Origin of the sequence: Salinicola corii (genome assembly GCF_008298015.1) — a bacterium.
Taxonomy (GTDB): domain Bacteria; phylum Pseudomonadota; class Gammaproteobacteria; order Pseudomonadales; family Halomonadaceae; genus Salinicola; species Salinicola corii.
The window spans coordinates 35,093-47,374 of record NZ_VTPX01000011.1; the positions used below are offsets into that span (position 1 = coordinate 35,093).

13 protein-coding genes are annotated in these 12,282 nt (G+C 65.2%); 8 read left to right on the forward strand and 5 right to left on the reverse strand.

What is annotated here, in order from left to right; genetic code table 11:
- Positions 1 to 90: 90 nt before the first annotated feature.
- Together F0A16_RS16930 and F0A16_RS16935 are read left to right on the forward strand one after the other, a co-directional pair.
- Entirely contained in the window at positions 91 to 1,296 is a 1,206-nt protein-coding gene (locus F0A16_RS16930; protein WP_149436554.1) for a glycosyltransferase family 4 protein, read from the forward strand.
- The gene (locus tag F0A16_RS16935) at positions 1,293 to 2,546 is read left to right on the forward strand and encodes a PIG-L family deacetylase (RefSeq protein ID WP_149436555.1); all 1,254 of its coding nucleotides are present in this window, start codon (positions 1,293 to 1,295) and stop codon (positions 2,544 to 2,546) included. The genes F0A16_RS16930 and F0A16_RS16935 overlap by 4 nt, the downstream gene beginning before the upstream one ends.
- A gap of 84 nt (positions 2,547 to 2,630) precedes the next feature.
- On the opposite strand, the gene F0A16_RS16940 is transcribed toward F0A16_RS16935, so the two are convergent.
- Positions 2,631 to 3,545 (reverse strand): LysR substrate-binding domain-containing protein, encoded by a 915-nt coding sequence (locus F0A16_RS16940; RefSeq protein WP_149436556.1) that lies wholly within the window; start codon positions 3,543 to 3,545, stop codon positions 2,631 to 2,633.
- A 93-nt stretch (positions 3,546 to 3,638) separates the two neighbouring features.
- Between F0A16_RS16940 and F0A16_RS16945 the strand changes: the two genes are divergently transcribed.
- The 3 genes from F0A16_RS16945 to F0A16_RS16955 all read left to right on the forward strand — a co-directional run bounded on the left by F0A16_RS16945 (position 3,639) and on the right by F0A16_RS16955 (position 6,568).
- Positions 3,639 to 4,574, forward strand: a complete 936-nt coding sequence (locus F0A16_RS16945; protein ID WP_149436557.1) for a DMT family transporter — start codon at positions 3,639 to 3,641, stop codon at positions 4,572 to 4,574.
- A 57-nt stretch (positions 4,575 to 4,631) separates the two neighbouring features.
- Complete coding sequence (locus F0A16_RS16950) at positions 4,632 to 5,465, forward strand: MBL fold metallo-hydrolase (protein ID WP_149436558.1); 834 nt, start codon at positions 4,632 to 4,634, stop codon at positions 5,463 to 5,465.
- Positions 5,466 to 5,701: 236 nt separating this feature from the next.
- A complete protein-coding gene (locus tag F0A16_RS16955; protein ID WP_149436559.1) occupies positions 5,702 to 6,568 on the forward strand; it encodes an AraC family transcriptional regulator in 867 nt (288 codons plus the stop codon).
- Here F0A16_RS16955 and F0A16_RS16960 read toward each other — a convergent pair.
- From F0A16_RS16960 to F0A16_RS16970, 3 genes are all read right to left on the reverse strand, one after another.
- Positions 6,507 to 7,127 carry a LysE family translocator gene (locus F0A16_RS16960; RefSeq protein WP_149436560.1) on the reverse strand — a complete coding sequence of 207 codons (621 nt, stop codon included), beginning with the start codon at positions 7,125 to 7,127 and terminating at the stop codon, positions 6,507 to 6,509. The genes F0A16_RS16955 and F0A16_RS16960 overlap by 62 nt on opposite strands.
- A 73-nt stretch (positions 7,128 to 7,200) precedes the next feature.
- On the reverse strand, positions 7,201 to 7,953 hold the full coding sequence (locus F0A16_RS16965) for an HlyD family secretion protein (RefSeq protein WP_239023864.1): 753 nt from the start codon (positions 7,951 to 7,953) through the stop codon (positions 7,201 to 7,203).
- Positions 7,937 to 8,797 (reverse strand): LysR family transcriptional regulator, encoded by an 861-nt coding sequence (locus F0A16_RS16970; RefSeq protein WP_223119812.1) that lies wholly within the window; start codon positions 8,795 to 8,797, stop codon positions 7,937 to 7,939. Before F0A16_RS16970 ends, F0A16_RS16965 begins: the two co-directional genes overlap by 17 nt.
- Positions 8,798 to 8,961: 164 nt before the next feature.
- Here F0A16_RS16970 and F0A16_RS16975 point away from each other — a divergent pair, with 164 nt between their 5' ends.
- The 3 genes from F0A16_RS16975 to F0A16_RS16985 all read left to right on the forward strand — a co-directional run bounded on the left by F0A16_RS16975 (position 8,962) and on the right by F0A16_RS16985 (position 10,878).
- Positions 8,962 to 9,153: a zinc-binding dehydrogenase gene (locus F0A16_RS16975; RefSeq protein ID WP_239023865.1), complete on the forward strand. Its 192-nt coding sequence runs from the start codon at positions 8,962 to 8,964 to the stop codon at positions 9,151 to 9,153.
- A gap of 29 nt (positions 9,154 to 9,182) precedes the next feature.
- Positions 9,183 to 9,965 (forward strand): NAD(P)H-dependent oxidoreductase, encoded by a 783-nt coding sequence (locus F0A16_RS16980; protein ID WP_149436561.1) that lies wholly within the window; start codon positions 9,183 to 9,185, stop codon positions 9,963 to 9,965.
- A 70-nt stretch (positions 9,966 to 10,035) separates the two neighbouring features.
- Entirely contained in the window at positions 10,036 to 10,878 is an 843-nt protein-coding gene (locus tag F0A16_RS16985) for an NAD(P)-dependent oxidoreductase (RefSeq protein WP_149436562.1), read from the forward strand.
- Positions 10,879 to 11,070: 192 nt separating this feature from the next.
- Here F0A16_RS16985 and F0A16_RS16995 read toward each other — a convergent pair whose 3' ends face one another.
- Positions 11,071 to 12,252 carry an HlyD family secretion protein gene (locus F0A16_RS16995; protein WP_187776056.1) on the reverse strand — a complete coding sequence of 394 codons (1,182 nt, stop codon included), beginning with the start codon at positions 12,250 to 12,252 and terminating at the stop codon, positions 11,071 to 11,073.
- Positions 12,253 to 12,282: the final 30 nt, after the last annotated feature.

Here is a 12,282-nt window from a genome sequence, read left to right on the forward strand (position 1 = left end):
TGAACCGCCGCTTGCGCTCGCTGCCGCTTCCCTTACCATGCTGGGCACGCTGGCGCTGGACGTCGCTGGCTCGATGGGGATGGCGGTTTCATGAACGTATCGCACTTTGCAAGTCTCAACGTGGCGGGCGGTATTGGCATGCTCTGCGCCACGCTGATTCAGGAGCTGTCTCGACGCCACCACACCAACGTGGTGGTCAACAAGGGCGACCGGATCGCCGCGGCAATGACCTCTCGGATGCCGCCGGGCATACCGGTGATTCGCTACAAGTCTCCACAGGGCGTCAAGCTGCCGGCCTGGGTGCCGGGTTTGCGGCAGTGGGGCGTGTCTCGAGCGCTGACCGGGCAACCGCGCCCCGACGTGCTGCTGAGCTGGTCCCAACTCAACGCCGGTCCGCTGATCGCGGCCCATCGCAAGCTCGGCGCGCGAGCGGTTCATTACGATCACGGCTCTGCCTGGCGCTCCAGTCCGAGTCCGTCGCGACTGGCGCACATCGCTGCCTGCGATGGCGTAATCTGTGTATCTCACGCGGCTCGCCGCATGTTGCAACTGCGCTGGGACGTTACCGATCGCCCCATGGTGGTGCAGCACAATCCCCTGATCCATCCCTTGCAGGACGGCGTTTCCATCGACGCGCCCGAGTCGACTGTCGATCGGCGCTGGCGGCTGGGCGTGGCGGGGCGGCTGGTGCCGGTCAAGGGCTTTCCGATTGCCATTCGCGCGCTTCGTCGGCTGGTGGATGGTGGCCTCGACGCCGAACTGCACGTACTTGGCAGCGGCATGATGCAGCGGGATCTGGAGCGTCTGGTCGAGGAACTGCATCTGAAAGACCGGGTCGTCTTTCACGGTTTCGTCGACGACATGCCCACTGCGCTGTCCCGACTCGACCTGCTGCTGTCTCCCTCGTTTCGCGAGACCTTCGGGATGGTCGGCATCGAAGCCGCGGCCGTTGGCTGTCCGGTCATCGGGAGTCGGGTCGACGGTCTGCCGGAGACCATGGACGAGGGTGTTACGGGGCTCACGCTGCCATGTACGGAAGCGGTCGAATCGCTCACGACACATGCCGACCACAGCAGCATCTCCGCCCAAGTCTACGATCCTGACACGGACCAACTGCGCGTGCCGCTCGGCGTCTCGCCGGAGCGACTGGCCGAGAGCGTTGCCGCTGTGCTCGGCGATCCGGCGCGTCATCACAGCATGCGCGTGGCAGGTCGGCAATTCGTCAATGCGCGTTTTGCGTTGGAGCGGTACGTCGACAGCATGACCCGGCATCTGCAATCGATGGGGGTGGCATGAACGGACGGAATGAGGCGGAGCCCGTGGCCGGCGGTGGCTACCGCTTTCGCCTGCCGGACGCCATGGCCGGTATGGCCGGAATGGTGGAGATCGAACTGACGCTGAAGATCGAGGGCTGGCGCATGGGGCGTCGAGGCCTGCCCATCGTCACTGTCGGTCGTGGCGATCGCGAGAGGGAGTCCTTCACCCTGGAACCGACACGCGACAGCCAGCGAATCGCCTATCCGTTGACTCCCGACATCCCCGCGGAGAGCGAGATGCGGCTCGGCATCGACGGCGCCCGGCTTGCCGGGGCGCCGCGTCTTCACTGGCACCCGCGCCCCCGACTGAACGGCCCATTTCTGATCCTGGCACCACATCCAGACGATGCGGAGCTGGCTGCCGGCGGTTTCTACACCGACCAGGCCGAGACCATGCACATCGTCACCCTCTCCTGTGGCGAGAAGCTCAAGAGCGTGGATCGCCAATACCTGGACGGACTGGACCGAACGCTGGAGGATGGCACCCGGCGCAAGGCCGAATGGCGGCGCTGGAACGTCTACGCCACGCCATTGCTGGCCGGTCTGCCGCCGGAGCGATCGACGTTGGTCGGGGTGCCGGATGGGCAAGGGTGGCCGTTGATTCATGACGGCATTCCCCAGACACCCATCTGGCCTCTACGCGAGGCTCGTGCATTCAATCGTGTGGAATTGCCGTTTTCGGATATCGATGTACTCGAACGCGAGCATGTGCTGGCGGCCCTGCGCCAGATGATCGACGGCATACGCCCGGACACGATACTGGTGACCGACCCGGAGTTCGACCCGCATGCCGATCATCGCGCGACCTCGCTGGCGCTGGCCATGGCACTGTCGAAAAGCGCGCATCGACCGACCAGCGTCATGCTCTACGCCAACCACTATCGCCGTGCCTATCCGCCCGGCCCGGCCTTCCAGCCTGCCTGGATGCCACCGAGTTCCATCGCCATCGAATCGCTGTTCGGTGATGCGCCGGTACCGATGCTGTGGCCGCTCGACACGGAAAGACAGAAACACAAGGCGCTGCTGCTGGACAGCATGAGCGATCTCTCGCCACGCGCCAATCGTCGCCAGCGGCGGCGTCGGGCCAGGCGGGCCGGGTTCGTTCCGACGTTCGCCGCGGACAGGGACCCCTATTTTCAAACTGCCGTGCGCTCGACGGAATATTTCCGGGTGCTGTCGGGCGAGGCGTTCGTGGACGGCTGGCTTCGACACCTCGACGCCTCGGGCTGAGGGCCGCGTATCGCCCCGGGCAGGCAGGGGGAGATCAGTATCGTGCGGGGAGCCAGAGAGAGCAGCGGTGGCATGGAGGTCGCGCTATGGAGGTGTGCCCTCCAGCGCTTCCTGCAACCAGCCGAGCAATGCCCGGGCGGCGGGGCGTTCCGGTGAGCCCCGTCTGGTGTAGATGGCGATCGCTTCCGATTGATGCAGACTCTCGCGCACGGGGCGAACCAGTTCGCCCGAGGCGATCAGCCGCTCGGTCGTGCGGCGCCAGCCCAGCGCCACGCCGTGGCCTTCCAATGTCGCCTGAAGCATCAGCGGATAGCTGTCGAAGGTCTTTCCGGGGTTAGGGGGATCCGGCGAATGCCCCATCGCCCGGAGCCAGTCGGGCCACTCCATCCAGTCCGGCGGCGTTGCGTGGTGATGGAGCAGATCGAACGCCGTCAGCGACGCCAGCGAACGCGGATGACCGCGAGCGGCGGGGTGATCCGGGCTGCAGATGGGGTAGATCTCGTCGCTGGCCGTGAACGCCAGGGGGTGATTGCCGCTGGGCCTGCCGCTCGTCTGCAGGGCGATATCGAACGGGTCGTGATGTTCCTCGATGGGGCGCGTGGAGGTGGCCAGTTTCAGATCGATATCGGGATGGCGACGATTGAAGGCGGCCAGGCGCGGCATCAACCAGTAGAACGCCTCGCAGAGTTGGCAGAACAGGGTGACCTGGGCGCCGCGACCGGGGCTGCGCATGTCGTTGGCTCGATCCGCCATGGTGCGCAGCGAACGAGAGACGGTGGCTGCCAGTTCGCGACCGGCCGGGGTGAGGAAGACCCCGCGATTGCGACGCTCGAACAGCGCCACGCCGAGATTCTCCTCTAGCGCGCGAACCTGGCGGCTGACGGCGGCCTGGGTGAGATGCAGTTCCTCGGCCGCGCGCGAGATGCTCTCGAGACGTGCCGCTGCCTCGAAGGGCAGCAGCGTCGACAGGGGCGGCAGCGATTTACCTAGCCAATTCATAACCTGAGCTCATGGATAACGACGCAGAAGTCGTTGGTCGGATGACGGTCTCCGCGGGCATGGTGATACCCGTCGTGAACCACGGAGATCATCATGCAGCATGAGCGCCATGACAATCATTCCCAGGGCGTGGTGCTGATCGTCGGGTCGGTCTGCCTGCTGGCGTTGTCCGACGCGCTGGTCAAGTATCTCGGCGCCGGGCCGTCGCTCTGGCAGTTGCTGGTGTCGGCATCGTCGATGTCGATCCCCCTCCTCGCGGGATGCCTGCTCCTACGCGGCGGCTGGATGGCGCTGGTACCCGATCGGCCGGGGTGGGTGATCCTGCGCAGTCTGCTGTTGCTGGCGATGTGGTTGCTGTTCTACGCTTCGCTACCCTTGATCCCGCTTGCCACTGCAGCCGTGGGCATCTACACCACGCCGCTGTTCATCGCGGTTCTCGCTTCCGCCATCGGCGAAGAGCGGCTCACCCGCCGGAACTGGGCGGCGATCGCACTCGGCTTCGGTGGTGTCCTGCTGGTACTGCGACCGGGACTGGGCGTATTTTCCCTCGCCATGACATTGCCGGTCGCGGCGGCCTGCTGCTACGCCGGCGCCATGGTGCTGACGCGTCGCCACTGCGCGAGCGAGCGCCCTCTGGTGCTGGCGCTGGGGCTGAATCTCTGCTTTGCGCTGGTCGGTATCGTGGGAAGTGGGCTGGTGGCGATGCTGTCCGATGGCTCGGTACTGACACGGGGTTTCCTGAGTCGCCCGTGGCAACCGCTCGACCTTGCCGAGGCCGCCCTGATACTGCTCTATGCGCTACTGATGGTGAGCGTCAACACGGGCGTGGCGCGAGCCTATCAGATCGCTCCCGCTTCGTTGGTAGGAACGTTCGATTATGCCTATCTCCCCTTTGCCGCTGTCTGGGGCGTCGTGTTGTTCGACGAGGTTCCCGACCTGCCGACCCTGCTCGGAATGATGGTGATCCTGATCTCGGGCTGGTTGGTCATGCGACACCCAGAACGTCGACTGCCCATGGCAAAGCCTTGACCTCAAGCTAACTTGAGAAGAGAGGATGATGTCTCGTTCCTGATCGGAGAGGTAGAAATGCGTAATACCGGTTTCATCTGCACCACTTGTGGCTTGCAGTACCCGGAGAGCGATACGCCGCCGGAACACTGCGATATCTGCGAAGACGAGCGCCAGTTCGTGCCGGTCGAAGGGCAGCGCTGGACGACGCCGGGCGAATTGGCGGCCAATCACACCAACACCTTTCGCCATATGGCGCCGGGGTTGATGGCGATAGGTACCACGCCCAGCTTCGCCATCGGTCAGCGCGCCTTCCTGCTACGGACGCCGGCGGGCAATGTCCTGTGGGACTGCCTGACGCTGCTCGACGAGGCGACCATCGAGATCATCGAAGGACTCGGCGGGCTTGATGCCATCGTGCTGTCGCACCCGCACTATTTCAGCACCATGGCGGAGTGGGCACAGGCGTTCGACTGTCCGGTCTACGTTCACGCCGAGGACCGTGACTGGGTCAGCGTGCCGGATGCGCGAATCCGCTTCTGGGAAGGCGCCTCGCGGGAGATACTGTCCGGCGTCACCGCGCATTGCCTGGGCGGTCATTTCCCCGGTGCCAGCGTGCTGCACTGGCCCGAGCACGGGATACTGCTGACCGGGGACACGCTGCTGGTCACGCCGGACCGCATGGCATCGTTCATGTGGTCCTATCCCAACAACATTCCGCTGGACGCGGGGACGGTCGCGGGCATCGCCCTACGCCTGGAACCGCTTGCGTTCGATAGCGCCTACTCCGCCTTCTGGGGGCGCGAGATACTGGTCGACGCCAAACGCGTCATCGAGGAGTCGTCACAGCGTCACTGCCGGGCGCTGGGAGGACGAATAGCGAGTCCGGATGCAGCCGGGTTCGGGCGTTAGGGAACCACGGCATCAATGCCTGCACGAGCGAATGGCTGCGTTGCGCGGTACTGGTGCGCCAGCCCGGTCGAAGGCTCGTCTGACCCCATGCCATGTCTCGCCTCTGCGTTCCGTGCGCCTTGCCCTTCATCTCGTTCGGCGATCTATTCAGCGCTTCCTGAGCGCTGGCATACTGGGAAGACCGGGCCGCATCGCGGCCCGAAACCTGTCCACATCGAGGCATCGGCGATCAGCTCATGAAGGGATACTCACGCCAACGTGGCGAGATGCGCTTCTGGCGCAGCGGCGAATTGCCGTTCTTGGAAGCGAGACTGACCCGGGAGGGTCGGGGCGTGGGTTATGCGCGGCACAGCCACGAGGCGTTCTCGATCGGCGCGGTGCTGGCCGGACGCAGTCTCTACGAGTATCAGATGCCCGGCGAGCCGTGGCGGGCCGTACCGGTATCCGAGGGTGCGGTAGTGGTCATGAATCCGTTCGAGATACACGCCTGCAACCCGATCGACGACACGCCCTGGTCCTACGTCATGCTCTATGCCGATGCCCGCTGGCTTTCGGACCTGCAGCGAGAGGCCGGCATCGGCGACGGTGGCTTTCGGCCGTTGGCGATGCACATGACGCGCGCGCCAGCGCTGTACCGCGATCTGCTGGGACTGTGCGGCACGCTGTTCGAAGACGACTGCCCGCCGGTCGTCAAGGCTGCGGCAAGCGAGACATTCTTCCGGCGGTTGTCGACGCATCCAGGAGCCTATCGAGCCGAGCCGTGGCGCGACGACTCGGCGCTGCAGCCGGTGGTCGACTTCATTCGCGGCCACTGCACCGAGTGCTTGCCACTCGAGCGCATTGCCGCCGAGGCAGGATTATCGCCAGCCCATCTGGTGCGAAGCTTCAAGCGCCAGTACGGCATCACGCCCCATGCCTTTGTGACCGACTGTCGCGTTCGCCATGGCCAGGCCGCCCTGAGAGCGGGTGGTGCCATCGCCGATGTGGCGCTCGAGTGCCGGTTCGCCGACCAGTCGCATTTTCAGCGGACCTTCAAACGCTTCACCGCAGCGACGCCTGACCAGTATCGCCGAGTGGGACGACCGCAAGACTCGAGGCGCTGAGCAACAGCATCAGTGCCAATCCGCGATTGATCCAGCGCACTTGGCGTGGCGTCGGCAGGCGGCTTCCCAGCCAGGCGCCCAACGCGGCCCAGCTCGCCAGGCTCAGATAACAGATGACGAAGAAAATCAGCGCGAACAGCGCGACGGAACCGGCGCTGCCGGCAGCCGTGTAGGCGCCGGTGCCCGCCGCGGAGGCCATCCAGGCCTTGGGATTCAGCCACTGCATGAGTGCCCCACGGCGGAACGAAGCGCGGTGAGAGTCGCGGGCGCGGAGATGGCCGTCGTCGAGTGCCAGTCCGACGCTCATGTAGAGCAGAAAAAGCACGCCGGCCCAGCGAATCGCGATCATGGCGAGCGGCCAATTCAGGATCGGCTGCAGCGCCCAGCCGATCGACAGCAACAGCAAGGTAAAACCGCAGGTGGCACCGCTCACGTGGCGAAGACTATGCCGAAAGCCGTAGCTCAACCCGGTACTCAACGCGACCAGGTTGACCGGGCCGGGAGATAGCGAGGCGGCCAGGGCGAAAGCGGCCATGGAGACGACGATAGCGGATGACATGGATGGCTCCTCTTGTCCGGGGGAAGAGGAGCGTAGATGGCGGGGAGCGGGGGAATCTTGAAGAATATTGCGCTCAGCCGTCGACGGTCGGCGCGGGCCGTCGCTCGCTGGCGCCGCTGACATCGATATCCACCTCCACCATCATGCCGGGGCCGATCAGTTCGGTGGGACCGTCGTCGAAGCGGATGCGCACCGGGATTCGCTGGGTGATCTTAGTGAAGTTGCCGGAGGGGTTGGGATCCGGCAGCAGCGCGAACTGGCTGGTCGCGGCGCGGCCGATGACGGCGACATGGCCGCTGAAGGTCTGGTCGGGAAAGGCGTCGACGGTAATGGCGACGGACTGGCCGGTGCGCAGTGCACCGACATCGGTCTCCTTGATGTTGGCCTCCACCCACAGCTTCGAGGGATCGTGCATCATCGCGATGGGCTGGCCGGCGCTGATGTATTCGCCCTGGTCGATGAGCGTCTTGTCGATCACGCCGTCGACGGGGCTGTCGATCTCGAGGTCGGCGATGCGCAACTGCTCCTCCTCCAGCGTCGCCTGGGTTTCGGCCAGTTGCTGGCGGGCGATCCGCGCCTGCTGTCTCAGCACCTCGGGGTTGGGGAGTGGCATCTGCGAACCGTTGATGAAGCCGACCTCGGCGTTGTCGGCCAGTGCCTGGCTGCCCCGGACCTCCTGCTGCGCCTGGGCGTGTTCCGCGAGTGCGGCCTGATAGGCGTAGTAGTCCTGATCGCGGCACTGTTCGGAAACCGAGCGGGACTGTTGAAAAATGGGCCGCCGGTGGCCGGGTACGGTTAGGGGCGGAGCGTCACGCCAACGCAGCAAGCCGGTCACGCAGCCAGTTTTGTGCTGGATGGTTGGTCGTGCGTTCGTGCCAGACCATCGCGATGACAAACCCAGGTATGAGGAGTGGCGGCTCCAGCACCTGGACCCGGTCTGACCAACCGTCTGCGATCCGGCGTGGGATCAGCGCGATCATATCGGACCGTGACACGATCTCCGGCACGATCAGGAAGCCCGATGTGGACAAGGCGACGGTACGACGGCGGCCGATCGCCTCAAGAGCCGCATCGGTGGACCCGGCAAAGCCGCCGCCCTGAGGCGAAACGACGACGTGGTCCAACGCGCAGAACAAGTCCAGATCAAGGACCCCGCGTACGGCTGGGTGCCCCTGTCGTGCGACGACCACATACTCCTCCTCGTAGAGTCGGCGCTGGCGCATCACCGCCGGCGCGTGTTCGGGCGTTGCCAAGGCTAGGTCTACCTCGCCATGCTCCAACTGTGTCGTGAGTGCCATCATGTCGAACGCCCGCCAGGCGATGCGGATCATCGGCGCCTCGGCCCGCAAGGCGACCGAGTAGCGTGCCAGCAGCGCATACTGGACGTAGTCGCTCGCGGCGATCACCACGGTCGCACGCAGGGTCTCCGGATTGATCGGCGTTCCTTGCTCGACGACGCGGCGAACACCCTCCAGTGCCTCGTGCAGTGGCTGCATCAGCTCGAGTGCCCGCTGGGTCAGAACCATCCCGCGCTGGCCCGGGATCAGGAGCGGATCGCCGAATGCATTGCGGAGTCTTGCCAGCCGTGCCGACAAGGCCGGCTGACTGAGGTTCAGCCGGCGCGCGGCGTGTGTAACGTTGCGCTCCGCAAGCAGGGCCTCAAGCGTCACGAGAAGTCCGAGATCGAGATTCCTAGTATCCATCGTGTCGATAACGACACATAAAACGTTCGATTTCAACCCCCCAAAGTAGTTGCACTACGATGGCCGAGAGCGGGCTAAGTCCTGCGGCGCTTCAATCGACGGCACGGATACCTGTTCGCCTATGCATGCTCATGGCGCGGCAGCAACGGCTCCAGGGCCTGAACGTCGGCAGTCGCCGGCATCAATTGGACCTGATCCGCGGTATCGACGCCGGCTACCGCCACCCGACGATTGACCGCTCCTTTCCGCTGGCCGAAATCGCGGACGCCTTCCGGCTCCAGGGATCTGGCGGCCATTTCGGCAAGATCGTCGTCGAATTCTAGCAACCCCCAACTATCAGGAAGAGATAATCATGAAAGTTCTCGTTGTTTACGCGCACCCCGAACCCACTTCGCTGACACGGCAGTTGGTCGATGTGACTGCTGAGACGTTGTCGGCAGCGGGACACACCGTGATCCATTCGGACCTTTACGGCATGAAGTGGAAGGCGGTGTACGACGCCGATGACTTTCCAGTGCGTGACAACCCCGAGCGGCTGTCTTTCATCATGGAATCAGGCAATGCATACGGAAGCGGAAATCAGACGCCCGACGTGGTCGCTGAGCAGCGGAAGCTGCTTGAGGCCGATGCTGTGATCCTGCAGTTCCCGTTGTGGTGGTACAGCGTGCCCGCGATCCTCAAGGGCTGGATAGAGCGGGTCTATGCCTTCGGCTTTGCCTACGGATATCAGAATGGCTCCAACGAGTTCCGCTTTGGCGAGGGCATCCTCAAGGGCAAGCGAGCGCTGGTCAACGTGCAGGCAGGCGGCCCAGCGGCCGACTATGGCCCGCGGGGTATCAACGGGCCGATCGAGCAACTGCTGTTCCCGCTGACCCATGGCGCGCTGTTTTACCCCGGCATGGACGTGCTCCCGACGCACGCGGTCTATGGCGCGGGTCACGTTTCAACGGCGGAAGAAGTGGAGGAGATCAAGGCAGCATGGCGTGTGCGTCTTGACGGGCTATTCACCGACACACCGATCCCCTTCCGGCCGCAAAATGGCGGTGACTTCCCCGATCGCCACACCATGGCCGACTATGTCGCGCCGGGCCAAACCGGCATCGTCGCGCACATTGCCGATCCGGTCGACGCTTAACGATCAACGCCGATGTCGCCAGGTTGGTCAACTCAGATCGCCGGGGACTTCGGAGCTAAAGGAGATGAAAATGGATGTATCACTTATCGGGCTCGGGCAGATGGGCTCGGGCATGGCCGACAATCTCGTGGTGGCCGGTCATCAGGTCACCGTCTGGAACCGGGACCGGGCCAAGGCCGAGCCGTTCGCCGCTCGGGGTGCGAAGATCGCCGCCGACCCCGCCGCGGCCGCCCAGGCTGGCACCGTCATGACGATGCTGGCTGACGACGCGGCCGTCGAGGCGGTCGTGTTCGGGGACGGCGGACTGCTCGCGGCAGGTCCCGGCCTGCTCCATATCTCGTGCAGCACGGTCAGCGTGGACCTCACCGCCAGACTGGCGGCGGCGCACGCCGCGGCGGGACAGCGTTTCGTGTCGGCGCAGGTGCTGGGTCGCCCGGATGTGGCAGCGGCCGGCAAGCTGTCGATAATCGCGGCGGGCGCGGCGGAGGATCTGGATGTCGCACAGCCCTTGTTCGACGTAATCGGGGCGGGGACGCAACGGGTCGGCGACCGCCCGGTGATGGCCGCAGCAGCGAAGGTCGCGCTCAACGCCGGCATCCCGGCCGTCATGCAGATGCTGACGGAACAGTTCCGCATCGTCGCCGCCCACGGCATCGCTGCGGATCGGATGGTGGCACTGCTGCTCGACGTGAACTACGGCAATCGCCTGATCGGGAGCTACGGCCCGATCATCGCGGAGCAGCGGTTCGAGCCGGCGGGGTTCCCGATGCGGCTGGGCCGCAAGGACGTGGGACTGGCGCTCGCGGCGGCAGGCGACGCCGATCTGCCGCTGACTGAGCTGATCGCCTCGCGCATGGACGCGATCATTGAGGCCGATGGTGGTGAACAGGACTGGTCGGCGATTGGCCAATGATCTGACGTGTCGCAGGGTCTCCGGCATCAGCCGAACCGGCCCCGCGCTGTGCGCGCCGACCATGCCGAAGCCGGATCGGTGTGAGAAATCTCGGCCGGTTTGCCGCGTGGCACGCCATGCTCCTGCGGTGGCGCATTGGCCTGATCGGCCAGCCATTCGTAGACCGGGCGTTGGGCCGGTAGCGGGGTTCGCTCAGCTTTGGACCGAGGATGCGTCGGCCGGCTCACGTTCCCCTGCGCCGCTCACATCGATATCCACCTCGACCATCATGCCGGGGCCGATCAGTTCGGTGGGACCGTCGTCGAAGCGGATGCGCACCGGGATTCGCTGGGTGATCTTGGTGAAGTTGCCGGAGGGATTGGGATCCGGCAGCAGCGCGAACTGGCTGGTCGCGGCGCGGCCGATGACGGCGACATGGCCGCTGAAGGTCTGGTCGGGAAAGGCGTCGACGGTAATGGCGACGGACTGGCCGGTGCGCAGTGCACCGACATCGGTCTCCTTGATGTTGGCCTCCACCCACAGCTTCGAGGGATCGTGCATCATCGCGATGGGCTGGCCGGCGCTGACGTATTCTCCCTGGTCGATGAGCGTCTTGTCGATCACGCCGTCGACGGGGCTGTCGATCTCGAGGTCGGCGATGCGCAACTGCGCCTCTTCCAGCGTCGCCTGGGTTTCGGCCAGTTGCTGGCGGGCGATCCGCACCTGCTGTGTCAGCACCTCGGGATTGGGGAGTGGCATCTGCGAACCGTTGATGAAGCCGACCTCGGCGTTGTCGGCCAGTGCCTGGCTGACCCGGACCTCCTGCTGCGCCTGGGCGTGTTCCGCGAGTGCGGCCTGATAGGCGTAGTAGTCCTGATCGCGGCGCTGCTCCGAGACCGAGCGCTTCTGGTAGAGCGTGTCGGAGCGCTGGAAATCGCGCTCGGCTTCGGTCAGCCGGGCCTGGGAGGCCTTCTCGGCCGCCTTGCTCGCCTCCAGCTGACGCTGCATCAGGCTGATGCCGCCTTTCAACTGTTTCTCGGCCGTCGCCAGTCGTGCCTGCTCGTACGCCAGGCGTGCCTGTTGGGTCGCGACCCTGGCCGTCAGCGCTTCGAGCTTGCGCTGGTCCGGCTTGCTGTAGAGCGCGGCGACGGCATCGCCGCGCTGCAGGGTGTCGCCCTCGATCAGGTCGAACGTCGTCACCCAACCCTCGAGACGACTGCTGACGGTGACCTCGTCGGTCATGACGCGAGCGTCCTGGGCGCTGACATGGGTCAGGCGATGGGCGACGGCCAGGCCGATCCAGATCAGGCACAGCACCACGACGATGGCGAGTATCAGTAGCTTGGCGCTGCGCGGCAGGCGGCGTTTGCGGGGCTGGGAAGCGTCGGCGGTCATGGTGCGAGTGGATCCTTCGTCGATCGGATG